23 protein-coding genes are annotated in these 22,001 nt (G+C 62.4%); 14 read left to right on the top strand and 9 right to left on the bottom strand.

From position 1 onward, the window contains the following. Window positions 1–8 precede the first annotated feature (8 nt). The 4 genes from N5I32_RS20045 to N5I32_RS20030 form a co-directional block, all read right to left on the bottom strand. Window positions 9–3,179, bottom strand: coding sequence for an efflux RND transporter permease subunit (locus tag N5I32_RS20045; protein WP_126976263.1), 3,171 nt, complete (start codon window positions 3,177–3,179; stop codon window positions 9–11). Then, the gene (locus N5I32_RS20040) at window positions 3,176–4,639 is read right to left on the bottom strand and encodes an efflux RND transporter periplasmic adaptor subunit (RefSeq protein WP_108437568.1); all 1,464 of its coding nucleotides are present in this window, start codon (window positions 4,637–4,639) and stop codon (window positions 3,176–3,178) included. Before N5I32_RS20040 ends, N5I32_RS20045 begins: the two co-directional genes overlap by 4 nt. After that, complete coding sequence (locus N5I32_RS20035; RefSeq protein ID WP_126976262.1) at window positions 4,636–5,031, bottom strand: FixH family protein; 396 nt, start codon at window positions 5,029–5,031, stop codon at window positions 4,636–4,638. The genes N5I32_RS20040 and N5I32_RS20035 overlap by 4 nt, the downstream gene beginning before the upstream one ends. Window positions 5,032–5,587: 556 nt before the next feature. Continuing rightward, window positions 5,588–6,028 carry a MerR family transcriptional regulator gene (locus N5I32_RS20030; RefSeq protein WP_126976261.1) on the bottom strand — a complete coding sequence of 147 codons (441 nt, stop codon included), beginning with the start codon at window positions 6,026–6,028 and terminating at the stop codon, window positions 5,588–5,590. A gap of 83 nt (window positions 6,029–6,111) precedes the next feature. On the opposite strand from N5I32_RS20030, the gene N5I32_RS20025 reads away from it, so the two are divergent. The 5 genes from N5I32_RS20025 to N5I32_RS20005 are packed head-to-tail and all read left to right on the top strand — an operon-like array spanning window position 6,112 to window position 10,620. Next, window positions 6,112–8,430, top strand: a complete 2,319-nt coding sequence (locus N5I32_RS20025) for a heavy metal translocating P-type ATPase (RefSeq protein WP_261497706.1) — start codon at window positions 6,112–6,114, stop codon at window positions 8,428–8,430. A 4-nt stretch (window positions 8,431–8,434) separates the two neighbouring features. Further along, entirely contained in the window at window positions 8,435–9,058 is a 624-nt protein-coding gene (locus tag N5I32_RS20020; RefSeq protein ID WP_168776487.1) for a methyltransferase family protein, read from the top strand. Beyond that, entirely contained in the window at window positions 9,055–9,540 is a 486-nt protein-coding gene (gene lspA, locus N5I32_RS20015; RefSeq protein WP_168776488.1) for a signal peptidase II, read from the top strand. Before N5I32_RS20020 ends, lspA begins: the two co-directional genes overlap by 4 nt. Next, window positions 9,527–9,964 carry a disulfide bond formation protein B gene (locus tag N5I32_RS20010; protein WP_168776489.1) on the top strand — a complete coding sequence of 146 codons (438 nt, stop codon included), beginning with the start codon at window positions 9,527–9,529 and terminating at the stop codon, window positions 9,962–9,964. The genes lspA and N5I32_RS20010 overlap by 14 nt, the downstream gene beginning before the upstream one ends. Continuing rightward, window positions 9,961–10,620 carry a DsbA family protein gene (locus N5I32_RS20005; protein WP_168776490.1) on the top strand — a complete coding sequence of 220 codons (660 nt, stop codon included), beginning with the start codon at window positions 9,961–9,963 and terminating at the stop codon, window positions 10,618–10,620. Before N5I32_RS20010 ends, N5I32_RS20005 begins: the two co-directional genes overlap by 4 nt. A 6-nt stretch (window positions 10,621–10,626) precedes the next feature. On the opposite strand, the gene mntR is transcribed toward N5I32_RS20005, so the two are convergent. Beyond that, window positions 10,627–11,079 carry a manganese-binding transcriptional regulator MntR gene (mntR, locus tag N5I32_RS20000; RefSeq protein WP_125327817.1) on the bottom strand — a complete coding sequence of 151 codons (453 nt, stop codon included), beginning with the start codon at window positions 11,077–11,079 and terminating at the stop codon, window positions 10,627–10,629. 120 nt (window positions 11,080–11,199) lie between these two features. Between mntR and N5I32_RS19995 the strand changes: the two genes are divergently transcribed. Continuing rightward, window positions 11,200–12,525: an Nramp family divalent metal transporter gene (locus N5I32_RS19995; RefSeq protein ID WP_168776491.1), complete on the top strand. Its 1,326-nt coding sequence runs from the start codon at window positions 11,200–11,202 to the stop codon at window positions 12,523–12,525. 94 nt (window positions 12,526–12,619) lie between these two features. Here the strand turns inward: N5I32_RS19995 and N5I32_RS19990 are convergent, their stop codons facing one another. Next, window positions 12,620–13,213: a L,D-transpeptidase gene (locus N5I32_RS19990; RefSeq protein ID WP_168776492.1), complete on the bottom strand. Its 594-nt coding sequence runs from the start codon at window positions 13,211–13,213 to the stop codon at window positions 12,620–12,622. 331 nt (window positions 13,214–13,544) lie between these two features. Between N5I32_RS19990 and lnt the strand changes: the two genes are divergently transcribed. The 7 genes from lnt to N5I32_RS19955 all read left to right on the top strand — a co-directional run bounded on the left by lnt (window position 13,545) and on the right by N5I32_RS19955 (window position 18,620). Continuing rightward, entirely contained in the window at window positions 13,545–15,041 is a 1,497-nt protein-coding gene (gene lnt, locus N5I32_RS19985) for an apolipoprotein N-acyltransferase (protein ID WP_168776493.1), read from the top strand. Beyond that, the gene (locus N5I32_RS19980; RefSeq protein ID WP_168776494.1) at window positions 15,038–15,211 is read left to right on the top strand and encodes a hypothetical protein; all 174 of its coding nucleotides are present in this window, start codon (window positions 15,038–15,040) and stop codon (window positions 15,209–15,211) included. The genes lnt and N5I32_RS19980 overlap by 4 nt, the downstream gene beginning before the upstream one ends. Before the next feature lie 104 nt (window positions 15,212–15,315). Next, complete coding sequence (locus tag N5I32_RS19975) at window positions 15,316–15,909, top strand: SCO family protein (RefSeq protein WP_125327895.1); 594 nt, start codon at window positions 15,316–15,318, stop codon at window positions 15,907–15,909. A 3-nt stretch (window positions 15,910–15,912) separates the two neighbouring features. After that, entirely contained in the window at window positions 15,913–16,386 is a 474-nt protein-coding gene (locus tag N5I32_RS19970; protein WP_125327813.1) for a copper chaperone PCu(A)C, read from the top strand. Continuing rightward, entirely contained in the window at window positions 16,365–16,967 is a 603-nt protein-coding gene (locus N5I32_RS19965; protein ID WP_168776495.1) for an SCO family protein, read from the top strand. The genes N5I32_RS19970 and N5I32_RS19965 overlap by 22 nt, the downstream gene beginning before the upstream one ends. Before the next feature lie 103 nt (window positions 16,968–17,070). Further along, on the top strand, window positions 17,071–18,147 hold the full coding sequence (locus N5I32_RS19960; RefSeq protein ID WP_261497704.1) for a M23 family metallopeptidase: 1,077 nt from the start codon (window positions 17,071–17,073) through the stop codon (window positions 18,145–18,147). Continuing rightward, window positions 18,144–18,620, top strand: coding sequence for a DUF411 domain-containing protein (locus tag N5I32_RS19955; RefSeq protein ID WP_125327810.1), 477 nt, complete (start codon window positions 18,144–18,146; stop codon window positions 18,618–18,620). Before N5I32_RS19960 ends, N5I32_RS19955 begins: the two co-directional genes overlap by 4 nt. A gap of 60 nt (window positions 18,621–18,680) precedes the next feature. Here the strand turns inward: N5I32_RS19955 and N5I32_RS19950 are convergent, their stop codons facing one another. From N5I32_RS19950 to N5I32_RS19940, 3 genes are all read right to left on the bottom strand, one after another. Further along, window positions 18,681–19,202, bottom strand: a complete 522-nt coding sequence (locus tag N5I32_RS19950) for a TlpA family protein disulfide reductase (RefSeq protein WP_232489270.1) — start codon at window positions 19,200–19,202, stop codon at window positions 18,681–18,683. Between the two features lie 58 nt (window positions 19,203–19,260). Further along, the gene (locus tag N5I32_RS19945) at window positions 19,261–20,736 is read right to left on the bottom strand and encodes a multicopper oxidase family protein (RefSeq protein ID WP_261497703.1); all 1,476 of its coding nucleotides are present in this window, start codon (window positions 20,734–20,736) and stop codon (window positions 19,261–19,263) included. Between the two features lie 62 nt (window positions 20,737–20,798). Continuing rightward, the gene (locus tag N5I32_RS19940) at window positions 20,799–21,155 is read right to left on the bottom strand and encodes a hypothetical protein (protein ID WP_125327808.1); all 357 of its coding nucleotides are present in this window, start codon (window positions 21,153–21,155) and stop codon (window positions 20,799–20,801) included. Between the two features lie 183 nt (window positions 21,156–21,338). Here N5I32_RS19940 and N5I32_RS19935 point away from each other — a divergent pair, with 183 nt between their 5' ends. Then, window positions 21,339–21,950, top strand: a complete 612-nt coding sequence (locus N5I32_RS19935) for a hypothetical protein (protein ID WP_125327807.1) — start codon at window positions 21,339–21,341, stop codon at window positions 21,948–21,950. The last annotated feature ends 51 nt before the right edge of the window (window positions 21,951–22,001 follow it).

The raw sequence follows: 22,001 nt of genomic DNA, 5'->3' as shown, positions 1-22,001 counted from the left end.
GACCACTTTCAAACCAGGGATTGACCCATTGGCTTCACGACGGCACCACCGTTGGCAAGGTCTCCTGCCTTCGCCAGCCCGCGCCCCTTGATCAGTGCGTAGACAGCCGGAATCACGACCAACGTCAGGATGGTGGACGACACCATCCCACCGATCATCGGCACGGCGATACGGCTCATAACCTCAGACCCGGTGCCATGCGCCCAAAGGATCGGCATCAGGCCCGCCATGATCGCCACCACCGTCATCATCTTGGGCCGCACCCGTTCGACAGCGCCGACCATGATCGCGGCATCCAGATCGGCGCGGGTGAATGGGCGTCCTGCGCGGGCGACCTCGGCCCTGCGTTCCGCCAATGCATGGTCGAGGTAGATCAGCATGATTACCCCGGTTTCTGCGGCGACACCGGCCAACGCGATGAACCCGACCGCGACAGCCACCGACGTGTTAAAGCCCATCCACCACATCAGCCAGACGCCGCCAACCAGCGCGAAGGGCAGGGACAGCATCACGATCAGGGTTTCGGTCAGGCGGCGGAAGTTGAGAAACAGCAACAGGAAGATCACCGCCAGTGTGATCGGCACGACGATTGCCAGCCGAGCCTTGGCACGTTCGAGGTATTCGAACTGACCGCTCCAGCCCAGCGAATAGCCGGGCGGCAGGATCACTTCGCCAGCCACTGCCGCTTGTGCCTCGGCGACATAGCCGCCCAGATCGCGGCCCGCGATGTCCACGAAGATGTAGACGGCAAGCTGACCGTTCTCAGTGCGGATCGACGTCGCACCCCGTGTACGCTCGACAGCGGCGACCTCGCCCAGGGGCACAGTGCCACCACCCGGAAGCGCGACCTGAACCTCTTGCGCGATGGCCTCGGGATCCTGGCGCAGCGCTGCGGGATAGCGCAGTGCCACGTTGTAGCGCTCGCGTCCCTCGACGGTCTGAGTGATCGCCTCGGCCCCAAGCGCCATGGCGATAACCTCCTGCACGTCCTGGATCGACAGGCCGTAACGCGCCAGCCGTTCCCGGTCGGGCACGATGTCGAGGTAATAGCCGCCGATCACCCGTTCGGCATAGGCGCTGGTGGTGCCGGGAACATTCCGCAGCACCGCCTCGACCTGCCGCGCGACTGCCTCCATTTCTGTAAGGTCAGTGCCGAAGACTTTCACCCCCACAGGAGTGCGGATGCCGGTGGCCAGCATATCGATGCGGGCGCGGATCGGCTGGGTCCAGGCGTTCGAGACGCCGGGGAATTGCAGGGCGGCGTCCATTTCCAGCCGCAGACTTTCCATCGTGACGCCCTCGCGCCACTCATCCTTCGGCTTCAGCTGAATGATCGTCTCGAACATCTCGGTAGGGGCCGGGTCGGTTGCCGTCAGCGCACGTCCCGCCTTGCCGAAGACGGTCTCGACTTCCGGGAAGCTGCGGATGATGCGGTCCTGCATCTGAATCAACTCCGCTGCTTTGGTGACGGACAAGCCCGGCAGGGTGGTGGGCATGTACATCATCGTGCCCTCGTCCAGAGCGGGCATGAATTCGGACCCCAACTGCCGCGCGGGCCAGATTGTGGCGACCAGTGCCACCAGCGCGAGCGTGATTGTGAACACCCGCGCCCGCAGCACCCATTGGATGACGGGTCGGTAGATCGCGATCAGGGCGCGGTTCACCGGGTTGCGGTGTTCCGGCACGATCCGCCCGCGCACGAAGATCACCATCAGCGCGGGCACCAGCGTCACTGACAAGAGCGCTGCGGCCGCCATGGCGAAAGTTTTGGTTGCAGCCAAGGGGCCGAATAGGCGGCCCTCTTGCCCTTCCAGCGCGAAGATCGGCAGGAAGGAGACGGTGATAATCAGCAGGCTGAAGAACAGCGCCGGGCCAACCTCGGACGCGGCTTCGATCAGCACTTCCACCCGTGGCTTGCCGGGTTCCGCCCGTTCCAGATGCTTGTGGGCGTTTTCAATCATCACGATGGCGGCGTCGATCATCGCGCCAATGGCGATAGCGATGCCGCCAAGGCTCATGATATTGGCCCCGATGCCAAGCGCGCGCATGGCGGTGAAGGCCATCAAGAGGCCCACCGGCAGCATGATGATGGCGACCAGCGACGAGCGGACATGCAGCAGGAAGACAAATGTGACCAGCGCCACGACGATGCTTTCCTCAAGAAGTGTCGTCCGCAAGGTTTCAATGGCTGACAGGATCAAGTTGGACCGGTCATAGACGGTGACGATCTCCACCCCCTCGGGCAGGCTTCGCGCGATGGTCTCGATCTCGACCTTGGCGTTATCGATCACGTCGAGTGCATTGGCCCCCACTCGTTGTAGCACGATGCCGCTGGCGACCTCTCCCTCGCCATCAAGCTCTGCGATGCCCCGACGCTCATCGGGCACGATCTCGACCCGCGCTACGTCGCGCAGCAGAACCGGCACGCCCCCCTCAGCACGGATCGGGACCATTTCCAGATCGGCTATGCCGTCCAGATAGCCGCGCCCGCGCACCATGAACTCGAATTCCGACAGCTCGACCGTGCGCCCGCCGGTGTCCATGTTGCTGGCCGCAACTGCCTCACCGATCTCGGACAGGGTGATGCCAAGCGCCCGCATCCGCACCGGATCGACGGTGATCGAGTATTGTTTCACAAACCCGCCGACGCTGGCGACTTCCGACACGCCGTCGGCACCGCTGATGGCAAAACGCATTACCCAATCTTGCAAGGACCGCAGCTCGGCCAGGCTCAGGTTCTCGCCCTTCAGCGCGTATTGATAGACCCAGCCCACGCCCGTCGCATCTGGCCCAAGCGCGGGCGTCACTCCATCCGGCAAACGTGCTGCGGCGGCGTTGAGGTATTCCAGCACGCGCGAGCGGGCCCAGTAGGGGTCCACGCCATCTTCGAAGATGATGTAGACGAAAGAGATGCCGAAGAACGAGAACCCGCGCACCACGCGTGACTGTGGCACGGTCAGCATGGCCGAAGTGAGGGGATAGGTCACCTGATCTTCGACCACCTGCGGCGCTTGCCCAGGATATTCGGTCAGCACGATCACCTGCACATCCGACAGATCGGGGATGGCGTCGATCGGCAGTGTGCGCAGGGACCAAAGGCCCGCAGCCACGGTAAAGACGGTGGCAAAGAGCACAAGCAGCACGTTGCGGGCCGACCATTCGATAATGCGGGCGATCATGGGTTGGCCTCCGGGGTGGATCCGGGCGCTGCAAGGGCAGCCAAAGCCGCATTGAGGTTGCTTTCGGCGTCGATCAAGAAGGTGGCAGAGCTGACCACTATGTCGCCCGCGCCCACGCCGCTGACGATCTCGATCATGCCGTCGCCCTTGCGCCCCACGGTCACAGGTTCGGGCCGGAACCGCCCTTCACCCAGATCAAGGATCACCACCTGCCTGTCGCCGGTGTCGATCACAGCACCCTCTGGTACCTGCACCACGGGTGCACCGCCGAGCATGATTTCGACCTCGGCGAACATGTTGGCGCGTAGGCGCCCGTCCGGGTTCGGCAATTCAATCCGCAGCTTTCCAGTGCGGGTCATCATATCGATCTCGGGGTAAATGGTGTCGATACGGCCCGGAATCGGGCCATCCGTGAGGCCACGAAAGCTCACCCGAACCTCTGTTCCTACTGCAATCTCCATCAGCGCCGCTTCAGGCACTTCGGCGATGACCCAGACGGTCGAGGTGTCAGCGATGCGGAACAGGGTATCGCCCGCTTCCGACATCATGCCTTCGACCGCCATCCGCTCCAGCACCACGCCGCTGCGCGGGGCCATGATCGGAATACTCACTGTCGTCTGGCCCTCGGTCGCGATGCGGTCGATCACCTCTCCCGGCACGCCGAGGTTTTCCAATCGTTGCCGCGCGCCCTCCCTCAACCGCCCTTCCGACCGCACGTCGGTCAGGAACTGTGCAAGAGCGGCAGCGATCTCGGGTGAATAAAGCGTCACGAGCGGTGCGCCTTCGGCGATCGTGCTGCCCGTGGTCACATCGGCAACGGTTTCTATGAAGGCGTCGGCGCGCAACGAAATTACGCTGATCCGGCGTTCGTCCAGTTCCACGATGCCCGGCGCCCGTAATGTGGCCGCCAGAGGTGCCAACACTGCTTCGGCCGTCCGCACCCCGGTGCGCTGCAACTTGCCAGGGCTGACAGTGACCGAGCCGTCATCACTGTTTTCACCGTCATAGACGGGGATGTAATCCATCCCCATTGAGTCCTGCTTCGGCACTGGCGAGGTGTCTGGCAGGCCCATCGGGTTGCGGTAGTAGAGGATGGTCCGCTCACCTGTTTCAGCCATTGCCATTTCTGAACTGGGCTCGGGCGCAGGGCCCAGCGAGAGATCCTCGCTGGCGAGAACAGGCAGGAAGGCGCGCCCATCTGCCGTTTGCCGCTCGGATACCGACCATTCGGGCAACCCATCCGGGTGCCTCCAGTAGATCACCGGGCCGGTCGGCTCTGCTTCAGGGGCGTCAGCACCCGGCATGGCGACTGCGTCATTGCCCATCAAGACGGCAAGCTGCATCTCAGCCATGCCTATCAGGCTGGCCACGGTGATTCCCTTTTCGCCTGCGGTCAGCCCGATCCATCCGGCACTGCCTGCAACAAGGACTGCGGCAGTCAGCTTGCCAACCGCGCTCATGGCTCGGCTCGCAATTCCAGTTCTGCCTTCACGGTTTCCGGTTCACCCTGCACCTTGGCCGCCACCGAAAACCGCCATCCCCCCGCCATGGTGAGATCCGTGCTGAACAGGTAAGTGCCCGGGCCTTCGGCCGGCAATGCGGTGACAGCGGAGGTCATCGCCTCCATCCCGTCGGGGGCCATGTCCATGCGCGTGGCATAAATGACCGCGCCCTCGACCGGCTGGCCGGTGCGAAGATCGGTCAGACGAAGTTCAATCGTTACCCCAGAACCGACACGATGGTCGGTCGAGACGATCTCGAAACGGTAGTCGTCTGCACCTGCCCAGAGGGCAGATACGCCGATGAGAAGTGCCAGAACGGAGCCGCAAATGCGGCGGAACATGTTTGTCATGAGGAAGACCCTTTGATTGCAGCGACAGCGCACCCGCGAAGCCAATTGGCGCAGGTGCAAACGGCATCATCCGCGCGCTGACGCACGCGGCGGGGTCAAATGCGGGGAGGTCGTCTCAAGCCATCCGGCGGAAGCCCGGATGGTGGATGCAGGTCAGGAAGCATCAGGACTGCAGCAGATGCCTCCTCGGTAACAGAAAGCCCGGGGACTTGTACCAGGGCGAGCAATGTCATCCCGCCACGCGCCATCATTTCGCAGGCGACGCTGCATGCCTGGTCATCAGGGCAATCGCCTTCGCAGCACGGATCGGCTGCTGCCGCGATCTCCGCTGCAAGTCCGGCCGATACCTCACTGACTGTGGCCGCGAACAGGGACACAGCCAAAAGCACTGCTAAAAAGGGTCGGACCATCCACGACATCCAGAATGCATGACATGAGAAGAAAAATTCGGCAACGCACATCCGGTTGAACGGAGTACCGTTGATGCTCGAGCGGCCCGGGGCGGCGTTTTCGGAAAAGGCGGTGCTGGCTTAAATGGCGAGTGTTGCGGGTGCGGTTATTGCGTCGCCTCTATCTCCGGATGCCGATGATCGGTCGCGCAAAGCGAATGGTCGCCCAGAACTTCGATAACGCGGCAATCGGCGATCTTGCCGCCTGCACATTGCACGACCATTCGTTCAAGTTCGGCCTTCAGCGCTGTCAATCGCGCAAGGCGGCTTTCAACCTCTGCCAGCTGAGCCTTCGCGATGGCATCGGCAGCAGCGCAGGACTGATCCGGTCGGTCCGACAGGCTCAGCAGGTCGCGGATCGCTTCGAGCGTGAAGCCCAGATCGCGGGCGTGCCGGATGAAGGCCAGACGCTCCATCGCTTTGCGGCTGTAGAGTCTCTGGTTGCCCGCGCTGCGCTCGGCTTCGGGAAGCAGGCCGATCTGCTCGTAATAGCGGATCGTCGGTACCTTCACCCCGGCGGCCTCGCCCAACTTTCCGATAGTCAGCATCAGATTCCCCTTGAAGCTATAGTTGCTAGAGACATTAGGTTGCTGATTCGATGAAAGCAACTGCCCGCTCAGCGGCAGGAGGAATGACGATGTCGGAAGCTGCACGCGAAACATCCTGTGACTGGACGGTGACGGGCATGGACTGCGGGTCCTGCGCGACCAAGATCAAGGATGCGGTGACGCGCCTGCCGGGGGTAAGCGGCGTCGAGGTTGGCATCATGTCGGAACGCCTGCGCTTGACGCTGGATGAGGGACAAACCGGGCGGGACAAGATCGAGAAGACCGTCCGTGCGCTTGGCTATGAGATTGCGCCGCGCGCCGCCGGTGCGAAGAAGGACTTCGTTTTGCCGGGGGCTCAATCCGCACCTGAGCAGAGCGACATGCATCAAGATCATGATCACTCCGCCCACGCTCCCGCTGGCCACGATCATTCTGGTCACGACCAAGGCCCTAAGGCGGCCAGCACCAAGCGCGACGATAGCGGTCACGGCAGCCCCGGCCACGTTCATGACGACCCCGCCGACCGGGGCAAGCGCTGGTATCAGACCGCCAAGGGCAAGCTGGTCATCTTTACCGCCCTGCTGCTGGGTGCCGCCTGGGTCATCGAGTATCTTGCCCCCGAGATCGGTAAGTGGGCCTTCGTTGCCGCTTGCTTGATCGGCGTGGCCCCGGTAGCGCAGCGCGCCTTTGCGGCGCTGCGGATGGGACAGCCCTTCACCATCGAAAGCCTGATGACGATTGCCGCCGTCGGCGCGCTGTTCATCAACGCAGCGGAAGAGGCGGCACTGGTGGTGTTTCTGTTCGCCGTGGGCGAGGTGTTGGAAGGCGTGGCCGCCGGCAAGGCGCGAGACGGGATCCGGGCGCTGGCCAATCTTGTGCCGAAGACGGCGCAACTCGTTACAGGTGACAGCACGCGCGAGGTTCCAGCCGCAAGCCTGTCTGTGGGCCAGACAGTCCTTGTCCGCCCCGGTGACCGGATTCCGGCCGATGGCGAGATCGTGGATGGCACTTCGGGCGTGGACGAAAGCCCGGTCACCGGGGAAAGCGTGCCCAAGACGCGCGGCCCCGGGGACGCGGTTTTTGCAGGCGCAATCAACACCGAGGCGGCCCTGCGGGTCAAAGTGACCAAAGGTCGCGAGGACAACACCATCGCCCGCATCATCCGTCTGGTTGAAGAGGCCGAAGAGGCGCGTGCCCCGACCGAACGCTTCATCGATCGGTTCAGCCGCTGGTACATGCCGGCCATTGTCGCGGTTGCCGCGCTGGTGATCGTGGTGCCGCCGCTGGCATTTGGTCAGCCTTGGGACACGTGGATTTACCGGGGCCTTGCGCTTCTCCTGATCGGGTGCCCCTGCGCGTTGGTCATCTCGGTGCCTGCCTCCATTGCTTCGGCGCTGTCCACCGGCGCGCGCCGCGGGCTCTTGATGAAGGGCGGTGCCGTGATCGAAGCGGCGGCGAAGGTGGATGTTGTGACCTTCGACAAGACCGGGACGCTGACGCATGGTCGCCCGCAGGTGACGGATCTGGTGCCGTTCGGGACGACCACCGAAGCTGAACTTCTGGCCGTGGCGGCAGGCGTCGAGACCGGCTCGAGCCACCCGCTGGCGATTGCGATCCTGAACAAGGCCAAGGACGCTGGCGTTTCTGCGCTGCCCTCGCAAGACGCAAAGGCGCTGATGGGCAAGGGCGTTGTTGCAACCGTGGGCGGCGCTGCGGCCTATGTGGCCTCGCCCCGCTACGCGATGGAGCATGGCGGGCTGGATGGCCTTGGCCTTCGGCAGGCGACGATTTTTGAGGAGGACGGCAAGACCGCGGTCGCCGTGTTTCGCGAAAAGGCCCCGCTCGGACTGATCGCCATGCGGGACGAGCCGCGTGCGGATGCGAAAGACGCGGTGCGCCAGTTGACGGCCATGGGGGTGACTGCGGTCATCCTGACCGGCGACAACCCGCGCACGGCCGCTGCCATCGGCGGAGGCCTCGGCCTGAAGTTCGAGGCAGACATGATGCCGGAGGACAAGCTTGCCTACATCCGCGAGATCGGAAGTAAAGGTGGCGTGATGATGATCGGCGACGGCATCAACGACGCCCCCGCGCTCAAACAGGCAAGCGTTGGCGTGGCGATGGGATCGGGCACTGATGTGGCGCTGGAAACGGCCGATGCGGCCATTCTTCGTGACCGGGTGACCGACATTCCCGCCACGATCCGTCTGTCGCGCGCAGCAATGGCCAACATCCGCCAGAATGTGACCATAGCGCTCGGGCTGAAAGCCGTCTTCCTCGTGACCTCGGTCTTTGGTCTGACCGGCCTCTGGATCGCGATCCTCGCCGACACGGGTGCAACCGTGCTTGTGACGCTAAACGCCCTGCGTCTGCTGCGGTTTAACCCGGAACGCGAGGGCTGAGCAGATGATCTCCGGTTTTGGCTGGGCCGCGCTGGCCCTTCTTTTCGGCTATCTGGCGCTGTTCTTCTGGGGCAGCGCCATGGCAGCACAAGCGGCGGGGCGTCCGATCTGGCTGTTCGCGCGCGCCACCGGGCGCGATCGGCTGGCGGCAATCGGTTTCCGCGCGGCCTTTGCGTTGGCGTTTTTCGGGCCGCTCTTCTGGCTCGCCGTGGCCGGGTTCCACAAGGTCGACCTGCTCTGGACTGAGGGTCGCGCCGTCCTCCTTGGCCTGATCGGGGTCTTTGTCGCAGGGCTCGGCGCGATGGTGGCTTTTGCCGCGCAGATGTCGATGGGATCATCCTGGCGCGTCGGCGTGGTCGGCGGCGAAACCGGCGATCTGGTCTCCAGCGGGCTTTACCGTTTCAGCCGCAACCCAACCTTTGTGGGGCAAGCGGCACTGTTGGCAGGTGTTGCGATGGCGGTTCCCTCTCTGCCGACAGTCCTCGCCCCAGTCCTGTTTCTCTGGTCGGCCAGCACGCAAGTGCGGTCCGAAGAGGCCGCCCTGCGGATGGCAATCGGGCCGGACTATGATCGTTACGCCGCGTCGGTCCCACGCTGGATCGGCATCAAGAGCAAGGCCGTAGAATGACCAGGGTGATGCTGATTTCGCTGATTGCTGCCGCAGTGGTGGCAGACCAGTTGACCAAGGCCGCAGCGCTGTCGCTTCTGTCGCAGGGGACTGCGGTCCCGGTCCTGCCGGGCTTCAATCTTTCCCTTGGGTTCAATACCGGCGCGAGCTTTGGCATGATGGGCGGGTTCATGGCGGGTAAGCCCCTTCTGATGGCGGCGCTGACGGGCGCGCTGACCATCGCTTTCGCCGTCATGGCATTCCGGGCGAAACATGTTTTGGAAAGGGCAGGCTTTGCAATGGTTGTGGGCGGGGCGCTTGGCAACATCATCGACCGGCTTCGGCAGGGCGCCGTGACTGATTTCCTTGATTTCTATTGGCGTGACTGGCACTGGCCCACGTTCAACGTTGCGGATATCTGCATCACCTTGGGCGCGGTCCTGATCCTTTTCGCCTCGCTTCCCCTTCGCCGCCGCAAGGAGCCGGTTCTTGACCAAAGCTGACCCAGAAACCCTGTCGCGCGACGACCTTGCCGTGACTGCGGCCTTCCTGATCGCGCTGGCGGCCACGCTTGGCGCGCTCTTCATCGGTGAGGTGCTGGGCCAGATGCCCTGCACGCTCTGCTGGTATCAACGCATCGCCATGTTCCCCTTGGTGCCGATCCTTGGCCTGTCGCTCTGGCGGGGCGACGGGATGGCGCGCCCCTTCGGCTTGCCGTTGACCCTCGCCGGGCTCGCACTTGCGGCATGGCATTCGGGCCTGTACGCAGGGATCCTGCCCGCGCCGATCGTGCCCTGCACTGAAAATGGCCCATCCTGCACCGGTGAGGCGCAGATGATCCTTGGCCTGCCGATCCCCTATCTCTCAGCGGTCGCCTTTGCGGCGATCCTTGCCTGCCTCCTCTTTCCGAAAGGACACCGCCCATGAACCGCCGCACCCTTATCCTTGGAGCCTCCGCACTTGGTGTTGCTGCTTTCGCGGGTGGCGCCTTCGTGCTGAAGCAGCGCCGCGACACCGAGGCAGAAGCGGCGGCCGCCGCCACGCCAACCGAGGATCAGGCACTGTTGATCCGTGACTACTCCCCCAGCTTCGGCCCCGCCGATGCCCCCGTCACACTGGTTGAATTCTTCGATCCCTCCTGCGAGGCCTGCCGTGCATACCACCCCGTGGTGCAGGAAATCCGGCGGCAGTTCCCGACGCAGGTCCGCGTCGTGCTGCGCTACACCGTTTTCCACGAAGGCTCGGACGAGGCTGTGCGCATCCTCGAGGCTGCGCGGATGCAAGACAAGTTCGAGCCTGTCCTCGATGCACTTCTTGAGCAGCAGCCTGGCTGGGCTGTTCATGGCTCGCCTGAGATGGATGTGGCATGGGAGATTGCCGGGGCTGCGGGCCTTGATCTCGAAAAGGCCGAGACCGACCAGTTCTTCCCGGGAATCACTGGTATCCTGAATCAGGATGCGGCCGACGTGGAAGCCTTGGCTATCCGCCAAACGCCAACCTTCTTCCTTAATGGCAAACGGCTGGAGAATTTCAGCGCCGACAGCCTCATCGCCGATGTGCGGTTCGCGGTCGAGAATAGCTGACGGCCTTTAGGACCGGTTGGCGAAGGCCGAAAACAGGGCCAGCGTCCGCTCGCTGACATGGTGCTCGATGCCTTCCGCATCGCGTTCCGCTGTCTCGGGGTCAAGGCCGAGGCTGATGAGAAAGCGCAAGACGATCTCGTGCCGACGCCGGCATTCTTTGGCCAGCGCGCGGCCCGCGTCTGTCAGAAAGACCGACCGATACTTCGCGCGGGTGATCAGCCCCTCGCGCGCGAGACGGTCCAGGGTCTTGCTCACGGTCGGCACCTTCACGCCAAGCCGGGCGGCGATGTCCACCGGGCGCGCCTCGCCCTGATCGTGGATCAGTTCGGCGATCAGTTCGACGTAGTCCTCGGCCAGTTCATTGCGCCGGGCTTCGCGCACACCTTGAAACGCCCCGGCGCGCAGGTCCGCGGGCCGGTCATCCGACGTGGCATGGGTTTCAGGATCTAACTCTGTCATCCGTGCAGTGTCGCACGGGATGGATTGACAAGTAAAGGCGCGGGGCAGAATGTTAGCATTGTCTAACTTTATGTGCCACGTCTTGTAGGGATCGTGGTCAAGCCGGGAGTGCCAAGAGCCATGACGACCAATGCCTGGCGGCAGGAAAGCGAGACCCCCTCCCTTTCCGAAGTCTTCCGCACCATCGCGGTCGGAAACGGTGGCACCAGCCGGTTCCGCCGGTTCCTCGCCTTCATAGGCCCCGGCTACCTGGTGGCGGTGGGCTATATGGACCCCGGCAACTGGGCGACCTCGCTCGCGGGTGGCGCGGCGTTCGGTTACACGCTCTTGTTCGTCGCGCTTCTGTCGAACATCATGGCGATCCTGCTGCAGTCTCTCTGCGCGCGGCTGGCGGTAGCCTCGGGCCGCGATCTGGCGCAGGCCTGCCGCGATGCCTTTCCGAAATGGATGTCTGTACCACTCTGGATCTTTGCCGAACTGGCGATCATCGCAACCGACCTGGCCGAGGTTATCGGAACCGCCATCGGCCTGAATCTGCTATTCGGGATTCCGCTGGAGATCGGCATCTTTATCACCGCCGCCGATGTGTTCTTGATCCTGTGGCTGCAGAACAAGGGCTTTCGCTGGATAGAGGCGCTGATCATCTCGCTGATGGCGCTGATCGCCGCCTGTTTCGTCGTGCTGATCGCGCAGGCCGATCCGGTCTGGGGCGAAGTCATCGCAGGCTTTGCCCCAAGCCGCGAGATATTCAACAACCCGACGATGCTTTACCTCGCGCTCGGCATCATAGGGGCGACGGTCATGCCGCATAACCTTTACCTGCATTCGGGCATCGTTCAGACCCGCGCCTTTGGACTGGATCTGCCGGCAAAGCGTGAGGCGCTGCGGTTGGCTACTTGGGACAGCACCATCGCCCTGATGTTCGCGCTGACGATCAATGCATCGATCCTGATCCTGGCCGCTGCTGCCTTCTACACGGTGGGGCAAAACGACGTAGCCGAAATTGACAAGGCGCATCTGTTGCTGGAGCCCTTGCTCGGTTCGTCGCTCGCGCCGGTCCTGTTCGGCGTAGCGCTTTTGTGCGCCGGTCTGAACTCCACTGTCACCGCCACAATGGCCGGACAGATCGTGATGGAAGGCTTCATCAACCTGCGCATCGCCCCTTGGGCGCGACGCCTGATCACCCGGGGCCTTGCGATCATCCCGGCGATCTTCGTGATTCTGCTCTACGGCAGCGGCGGCGTAGGCGAACTGCTGATCCTGAGCCAGGTCGTGCTGTCATTCCAGCTTCCCTTCGCCATCGTGCCCTTGGTGATGTTCACCGCCAGCCGCGCCAAGATGGGCGAACTGGTCGCCCCCCGCTGGCTGACCGGCCTTTGCTGGCTGATCGCCGCCGTGATCATCGTGCTGAACGTGAACCTGTTGTCGACCGTGCTAGTGGGCTGAGGACACTTGACCTAGCGAAAGCAAGCAAACATCAGCCCGCCTTCCGCCCAGCTTTCGGGCGACGTCAGCCTGATGCGTTCAGAAAGCCATAGACCTAGATCAGCAGCACCTGAGTGCCAACCTGCGCCAAATCATAGAGTTCAATGACATGCTCATTGTAGAGGCCGATGCACCCGTTCGATGATCTACGACCTATCTTCCGGGTATCATGGGTGCCGTGGATCAAATAGGCAGGCCAGGACAGATACATTCCGCGGACACCAAGCGGGTTGTCCTTGGATCCGCCTTCGACCATCTTCGGCCAGTCCGGGTTGCGCTCCAACATCGAAGCCGTCGGACGCCACGGTGGGTTCACGGCCTTGCGGACAATTTCGGTCCGCCCGAGCCGTGTCAGTTCCTCGGACAAAGGGACTGAAGAGGGATAGAGCCGGTAGATCGACTGATCCTCTGACCAATAATGCAGCGCGCGTGACTTGGTGTCCGCCAGAATCGCACCGCCCTTAGTATTCTCAAAATAGTCCCGCCACTGAGGCATCCGGAAGCTGGACACGTTGTTCCGCACGCTGCCGGATACAGGAGCCTGAAACTCGGTCGTGCCGTCCTGCGCCAAGGCTGGTAGGGCCGCAAGACCTGCCATCCCGACTGCTCCGCCCAACAAAGCCCGTCGCCCGATCCGTTCTTCGGCCATGGATCACTCCTTCACCTACGTTTCGGAATGGGCAGTATCGTCGTCTTGCCGACGGGACAAATCAAAGAGCCGTCAACAGCGCACGGTTTGGGCCGAAAGCGCGACAAGCTCTGCGCCGTTCATCTTGCGAGGCTTCGGATCGGCCCCACGAAGTCGACCAACAGGTCGACACTTTGACATTGCCGTGATCCAGAAACGCATACCTTGCACCTCAAGTAGCTAGAGCAATTAGCCCTCGCGTCTAAAGACGGGGGCTTTCGCAGGATTGATCACTTCAGACGCACATCCCCGTTACGGCGGAAATCTGATTCAAGGTCTGCCCAGCTTGGGCATGGCCCTGGCCGCTGGCGCCGTACTTGTCTTGGCCTTGCCACCATATTCGATCCTGCCCTTTGCGCTGATCGCCTTCGCAGTGCTGGTAATTATGTTGCGTGGCACGTCGTGGCCTGTCGCGTTTCGACTGGGATATCTGTTTGGATTGGGCCAATTCATACCCGGGCTTTTCTGGATCACCGAAAGTTTTCAGGTCGAGGCGGACCGGTTCGGATGGTTGGCCTTGCCTGCCGTCCTCGGTCTTGCGGCGCTGCTGGCAGTGTTTCCGGCTGTGGCTTGTGCCCTTGCCTCCCGAATGGCGCGCGCCGGATTGCCGCTGGCTCTTTCGCTCGCGACAAGCTGGACCGGCCTTGAATGGCTCCGGGGGCACGTTCTGACGGGGTTTCCTTGGAACCTTGCCGCCTACACGCTGGCCGACTGGTTGCCCATCGCACAAGTGGCCGCTCTGGTCGGCAGCTATGGGCTGGGGTTCCTCTTGGTGCTTTGTTCAGCACTGGTCGGGCTGGCTTTCCGCGCGCCCGCTCGCAGGTTGCAGGTCATCCGTTTCGCCAGCGCCACCACAATTGCGGTCACCGTGGCCGGTTTCGGCGTTGCGCGCCTTGCTTTGTCAGTTCCCCCGTCAGAGCGCGGCGCAAAAATCCGCGTCGTGCAACCGAACATCGCGCAAAGCGCCAAATGGGACGAAGGATCCCGGAAGGCCAACATTCTCCGACTTCTCTCGCTTTCTGCACACCCCGGCGACTACGATATCCTGCTTTGGCCAGAAACTGCATGGCCAGGGTTTCTCGCCGAGGACACTGGGGCCCGCGTCATGCTTGGGTGGCTCTTGCCGAACACTGCCGTCCTGTTGGCTGGCAGTCCTGAGCGGGAGGTCACCGCTGACGGGACGGTGTACCGAAACGCTGTGCTCGCCATTGCGCCGGACGGTTCCGTCCTGACGCGCTACGCAAAGCATCACCTTGTTCCCTTTGGCGAATACGTGCCGTGGCGGAGTGTCCTGCCATTTCAGCGATTGGTCGAATCTCTAGGTGATTTCCTCCCCGGTCCGGGTCCCCGCACCCTTGCATTTGGCCCACATCCCTATGCGGGCATCGCGATCTGCTACGAGATCATCTTTCCCGGGCATGTGGTCGATGATGCCATCCGACCGGACTGGATTTTCAACGCGACCAATGACGCCTGGTTCGGTGCGTCCATTGGTCCAAAGCAACATCTGGCCTCGGCTCGGATGCGGGCCATCGAGGAGGGACTTCCTCTTGTGCGGGCCGCAAATACGGGCATCTCGGCAGTGATAGACGCCTACGGAAAGACACTTGCGATGCTGGACATCGAGACTTCTGGCGTAATCGACATGCGCTTGCCGAGGCCCCTGCAACCGACGCTCTACGCCCGTCTTGGCGACTGGTCCGTACTCCTCCTTATCCTTTGCTTTTGGGGAGGCTTCGCCTTCTGGAGTTGGCGGAACAAGAGTATCCTGAAAGGAGAGTTTTCATGATCGGACCAGTTTTCGGGATCGTCGGATTGCTTTGGGGCTACTACGTCGCCCGAAAACGCGGCGGCAAGACACTTGACCGCCTGCAGTACGGCGCAGGCTTCGGCATCGTTTTCGGGCTGTTCGGCACCCTCCTCGGCATTGCCCTCGCCAGATTTCTTGGGGCGGCCTGATCGGCGAAACCTCGCCGGTGCTGCACTCTTCACCTTTTTGTCGGTTGAACCTCTAGTTGCTCGAGGTTTTAGATCGCACGCTGTTCTCATCATCTGGACTGTTCATGCGTCTTCGTTCTCTTCAGATCATACTTTGGGTCGCCGCGACGGCGGCGGTCCTCGCTTTCGCGGCGGTGCGGTGGTGGCCGGCAACGGACGACACCCAAGCAGCAGCTTCTGTCTTCACGCCCGCCTTCGCGCTTGCTGACAGCGAAGGTCGCATCCGCACGACGGACGAATTCCGTGGAAAATTCCTATTGGTGTTCTTCGGCTTCACAAGCTGCCCGGATGTCTGTCCGACTACGCTATCCGAAGTCGCGCAAGTCATGGATGACCTTGGATCTGACGCAGGATCGGTGCAGCCAGTTTTCATCTCGATCGATCCAGAACGGGACAGACGGCTTGGGCTGGCTGATTACACCAAAGCCTTCCATCCAGCGATCCTCGGCTTGGCCGGCAGCGAGGCCGAAACGCAGGCTGCGGCCGCAAGCTTCAAGATCTTCTATGAGCGGGAGGCCGATACCGCTTCGCAAGACGGGTACACGATGGCGCACAGTCCCGGCCTCTATCTCATCGGCCCGGATGGCGCGTGGCTGCGTCAATTCACCTACGGCACACCGGCGGCCGAAATCCTTTCCGACCTTCAATCGAGACTTTGACCCATGAATCACTTTCTTCTTGCTGCAGCCCTGACCCTCTCTGCACCTGCCGCGATGGCCTGCGAGACTGTAGCCATCGGCGATCTGACGGTTGAGCACGCCTGGTCCAAGGCGACCATCGGCGCGGGGCGTCCCGGCGTCTTCTATGTGGAGATCACGAACACCGGATCGACCGACGACGCGCTGGTTGGCATCGCGACGCCTGCAGCTGGTATGCCGATGCTGCATGAGACTGTCGTTCAGGACGGCATCGCATCAATGCCGCATGCGATGTCCATCCCTGTGCCGGCCGGCCAGAGCGTGCAGCTTTCGCCTGGCGGATACCACGGCATGCTGATGGGTCTGACGACAGCCCTGAAGGAAGGCGACAGCTTTCCGGTCACCCTCACCTTTGAAAAGGCCGGAGAGGTCACGGTGAATGTCGATGTCCTTTCGTTGCGCGCGGAGGGTCCGGATTGCGCCGACGCAGGGCAATAATCCTCGGCGCTGGAGGGGCCATCGGAGCCGTCGCCTTCATGCTGGGCGTCGGGGCTTATCGCACGCGCAATAGGCCAGCTCTCAGCGAGGTCCTGCCCTTGCCCATCGGCGAGATGTCCTGGGCATTGACCGACCACCGGGATCAGTCCGTTCGACCCACAGACTGGGCCGGTCACCCGGTCATGGTGTTCTTCGGCTTCACCTGGTGCCCCGACGTCTGCCCGACCACATTGGGCGACATATCGCTCTGGCTCGAGGATCTGGGAGCCGACGCGAACCGTTTGATCGTGGCGCTGATTTCGGTCGATCCGGAACGCGACACGCCCGCTGTCCTTGCGGACTACGTCAGCAACTTCGACCCGCGTATCATCGGGTTGACGGGTCCCGCCGAGGAGGTCGCGCAGGCCGCCGCAGATTTCCGCGTAACCTATCGCCGTGTCGACAAGGATGGCGGCCACTACACGATGGACCACACCGCCGGTGTGTTCCTGTTCCACCCCGATGGGCGCTTCGCCAGCATCATCGACTTTCACGAGGACCGGCGCTTCGCCGTTCCCAAAATCCGCCGAACCCTCAGTTGAAAGGTCATTCTGCCAGATGATCCGCCCCGCATTTCTGATCCTTGCTCTCGCGTCATTCGCTCCACTCCAGGCAGTGGCCGATCCTCCGACGGCGCATTTGCCCATGGCGTTCGAAGCCACAATCGAACCCGGTGACACCTTGGACAGTGTCCTTGGTCACTCAGGAGTCCCCTCGACGATCCGGGCAGAAGCCGCATTGGCACTTTCGGGAGTCTATGACCTGACCGACCTGCGACCTGGTCACCGGGTCGAATGGACTGCGGCGTCCGGAGATCCATCATCGCTGACACGCCTGTCGCTCTTCGTGGAAGATGGTGTAGAGATCGCTCTCACCTTCGACGGGCCGATCGCGGCACGACGGCTTGACCCACCGGTTCGTGAGACGGACCGGCGGGAGACCTTGACCCTCGACGGAACCCTTTACGACGCCTTGATGGCGCGAAATGCACCGGAACGCTTCGCAGTTGACCTTACTGCACTTCTTGCGGGCCAGGTCGATTTCAGGCGCGACCTCAAGGGTGGAGAGACCTTCGCGTTGGTCTGGCAGGAAGATCAGCTTCCCGATGGCACCATCGCGGGAGAGCCGCGCCTGAGTTACGCTCGGCTGGAGCTTAATGATCGCGTCCTCGAACTCGTTGCGACCGAAGCCGCCGGCCCGGTCATCGTCTTTGAAGATGGCGAAGCCGTGCAGCGTTCAGCGGCACCCATCCTTGGTGCACGACTGTCGTCCGTCTTTGGGCGCCGGAACCATCCCGTGTTGGGTGGGGTTCGCATGCATACCGGGATTGATTACGCGGCACCCGTGGGAACCGAAGTCTCGGCGACTGGCGCCGGGCGGGTGACCTTTGCGGGTACGATCCGTGGCTATGGCACCACGATCGACATCGATCACGGCGGCGGGGTCGTCACGCGCTATGCACATCTTTCCGAAATTGCCGAAGGCGTTCGCGAGGGGATGCGTGTCAAGGCTGGAGACGAGATTGGCGCGGTCGGGGCGACAGGTCTCGTGAGCGGCCCCAACCTTCACTACGAAGTCCGTGTCGACGGCAGACCGGTCGACCCTAAGGACCAGGACGCCTTGCCGGAACAGGAGATCGCTTCGGCAGATGATCTCAATGCGCTCGCCACTTGGCGCAGCGAAACTGGCTTCATCCCATTGACAGACGGAGAACGTGGATGACGGAATTTCGTATCGGCCGTCGCGAGGTGATCCTTGCAGCAACAGCCTTTGCCGTAACCCCTGCCGCCAAAGCCCAGGCAGAGGAAGAACCACCAATCCATGTCGTCAAGGGGCGTGGCTGCGAGTGCTGTGAAGCATGGGTCGACTATCTGCGGGAGCAAGGCTTCACGGTTACGGATGAGGTGTCGATGGGAACGTTGCTGATCCGCTTCAAGATGGACCAGGGCATTCCAGCAAAGGCATTTTCCTGCCACACGGGGACCGTTGACGGCTATGCTCTCGAAGGCCATGTCCCGGCTGCGGACATCCGAAGGCTCCTGGACGAGCGTCCTGATGCAGTTGGTCTTGCCGTGCCCGGCATGCCTTACGGCTCCCCCGGCATGGGATCAGAAGACAGTCGGGACGCCTATGACGTCCTGCTGGTTGGCCGGGATGGAAGTCTCGAGATCTTCACGAGCTATCAGGCAGCCTGATCTGTCCATCTTCGAACCCAACGGGCTAGGCAGGGATTTAATCAAGGGAATGGCGACCGATCAAAGCAGATCCGATATCTGACGGACAGCCTCGTCGCTTCCCCAGTCGAAGGGGCCCTGAAGCCGCCCGATTTCACGCGTCTCGCGGTCGATCAGAAGCGTCGTCGGCAGTCCGATGAAGGCCAAAGCCAGTTGAACCCGCAGCGGTTCCGCCCAGTAGAGCGGTAGGTTTACAAGCCCGATCTCATCATAGAAACCTCGGCCCCTTTCGATCCCGCCCTCGTCGATGCAAAGGGGTAGCACCGCAAAATCCGGGCCTCCAAGCAGCCCTTCCAAACGGTCGAGTGCCGGCATCTCTTCCCGGCAGGGCGGGCACCACGTCGCCCAGATGTTCAGAAGGATCACACGCCCGGCAAAGTCCCCAAGAACCCTGGTGGTTCCTGCTTCATCCTGGATAGGCGGGGAAAGCAGAGGCTGCGGGTCCTTTCGCAGCCGGAAAGGCGGCCGCGCCTGGGCGGGCCCCGCAATGAAGCCCGCTACAAGACCGACAAGGAGAGGTCGACGACCCATCTGAACAGGCATTGGCTTTTCCCTTCGCGGAAGGTCGGACCCGCAGGCAATCTGCGGGCCCGGATCGTCGTCAGGCCGAAACCGCGAACTCAGTCATCATGCCTGTCGAGAGATGCGGCATGTGATGGCAATGCAGCATCCACCGCGCCGCTTCACCCGCATCCACCGCGACCGTCACCATCCCCATCGGCGGCACATGAACGGTGTCACGAACAGCACCCGCGATCCGGGTCTGGCCCACGCCGACCACCTGGAAAGCGTGGCCATGCAGGTGCATGGGATGTGCCATCATTGACATGTTGTGGAACATGATCTCGACACGCTCGCCGGTTTTCGCGGTCACCGGGGAATGTTTGCCCCAGGTCTGCCCGTTGATGGTCCAGACATAGGGCATCATCGAACCGCCCAGCATCAACATCGGCTGCGACGATGCCGCGCGCTCTGGCAGTGGGGTGACGGCGCGCAGGACCGCTTCCTGCGTCAGATCGGCGCTGAAGGCAGGATGGTCGGCGTCGGACATGTCGGCGACCTTCGTCACCGTGGCCCCCGGCGTCGCAAGGACGAGACCCGTCCGCTCTCTTGCACCCTCGCGCAAGGCGAGGACCGGGAATGCCCCGCCTTCGGCCGGAACATCAAGCTCGATGTCGAGCCGTTGACCCATCGCGATTCCGAATCGGCTGCCAGGAAGAGGCTGCACCGGCTCGCCGTCCACGGCGACCAGCCGCCCGGTTAGCGCGCCGGTGTCGATCCAGAACACCGTCGCGGCGGCCGCGTTGATCACCCGAACAAGGACCTTGCTGCCTTTGTCCACTTGGACGACTTCGGGGTAGTCCAGCGTCCGGTCATTGGCAAGGTAGGCATCAAAGTTGTAGTCGTTCAGGTCCATAGCCATGCCGTCCATGCCCGGCATGGACATCATGTCTCCCTGACCCACTGCGCCCATGTTCATGCCAGAGTGGTCCATTCCTCCTTGCGCCATCTGGCCATGGTCCATGCCGGCCATTGACGCGCCACCCGTAATCTCTGCCAGCACCTCCGCAGGCGGCTTGAACGAAAAGTCGTGCAGGAACAGCGTCACGTCCTGCCGATCGGCCGCAACGTCCTCGGGTCGCCGCACGATCAAAGGCGCGGCCAGCAGCAGCATCTCATGCGCGGGGATATGCGCATGCATCCAGTGCGTGCCCGGGCGCGCGGCAAAGTCATAGGCGCGGCTTTCGCCGGGTTGCAGCGTGGCCATGGGCATGTCCGGCACGCCGTCTTGCGCGTTCGGCGGGATCTGTCCGTGCCAGTGGATGATGGTCGGCTCGGTCAGGGTATTCGTCAGCTCGACGGCAAATGCCTGACCCGGGTCGAGGACCAATCCAGACCGGCCGTTGCCGTCCACCAGCCCCCAGACGGTGGCGGCCCTGCCCCGGACATCGAGCGTCCGGGTCGTCGCCGTCAGCGACATACGGGCTGATTGGGCTCGAGCGCGGGCAGGCAGGATAAGTGAGGCGGCAGTAGCCGCAGAAGCGGCCAGAAAGCCGCGGCGAGAGAGCGTAATCATGCGAATTCTCCTGTATCGCAACGTGAAAAGACTGAAGGCCCCGACAAAGCGGAACCATAGTGTCAGATCAACGTGCGTTTCGGAGGTGGGCCAGGTGGCGGGAGCGCCAGCGATGCGGCCAGCAGGTCGTTGTTCAGGTTGATTTTAACCGAACGCGCGATGGCGACGACGCCCGGGCTTAGTGCGGGAAGAGCTGCGGCTGCAAAAAGACAATGTTGCTGGCAAAGCAGACGTTGTGCATCGTCAATCGGGCTGCCTGCGGATGACATATGCGCGACATGGCCAGCCATCGCCATCATTTGCTCATGGTCTGCCTGAGACTGTTGCCGGCCATCCGCGAAGGCAAGCATCGGCAGGATCGCCGCCAGAAGATAGGCGGCGAGGATCAATGCACGCATAGGAAACGACGAACGGGTCATGCTCTCGCTTGTATCAGCGTGGTCTGGTCCCGTCATCTGACAGTTTGGTGTCTGGACCACATGGCCATAGCATCGACTGCAGCAGAATTGCCGCGTTTTCCTTCGTGTTGACTTGATAGCGCAGAGTTTACTGGCAGCCGAACGAAGGTCGCGAAAACTATCAATGATCTGACGGGACACGCCATGAAACGATTGTTCTTCGCCCTTTTCGCACCTCTGTTTCTGTCCGCCTGCGGCGCCGAACCGATTTGGGCCCCTGATGAGGCCGTGGCCGAGGCGCGCTATGAACATGTCGGCCCGACCTCGGTCACGCTCTATACCGTCCTGTCGACCCGCAGCGGCACCGGTGCGCATGCCGGGCTTTTGATCAATGGCTCAGAGCGTGTCCTCTTCGATCCGGCGGGAACCTGGCGACATCCGAAGCTTCCGGAGCGCAACGATGTCCATTTCGGGATCACGCCGAAGATGGTCGACTTCTACATCGACTACCATGCCCGCGAAACTTACGACGTTGTTGAGCAGACGATCATGGTTTCGCCAGAAGTTGCGGACCTGATCATGGCGCGTGCCAAAGCGTACGGCGCGGTGCCCAAGGCGAACTGCACAATTGCAATATCGCGCGTACTTGACGGCGTTCCCGGCTTCGAAAGCCTGCCAATGACCTGGTTTCCGAAACGGATGATGGAAGGTTTCGCAGATTTGCAGGGCGTTCAGACCCGCCGGGTTACGGACGATGACGCAGATGAGAATCACGGCGTCCTTCTGGTGCAGGCCGGGGACGCGCGTCTTCAGTAGTTTCTTGGTGATCAAGCCTATTGGGAGCCATACTACGCTCGCCACGCCCGG

Source organism: Albidovulum sediminis (genome assembly GCF_025380365.1).
GTDB lineage: Bacteria > Pseudomonadota > Alphaproteobacteria > Rhodobacterales > Rhodobacteraceae > Albidovulum > Albidovulum sediminis.
The sequence above is the reverse complement of the archived record's forward strand: the minus strand, read 5'-3'. Positions and strand labels throughout refer to the sequence as shown.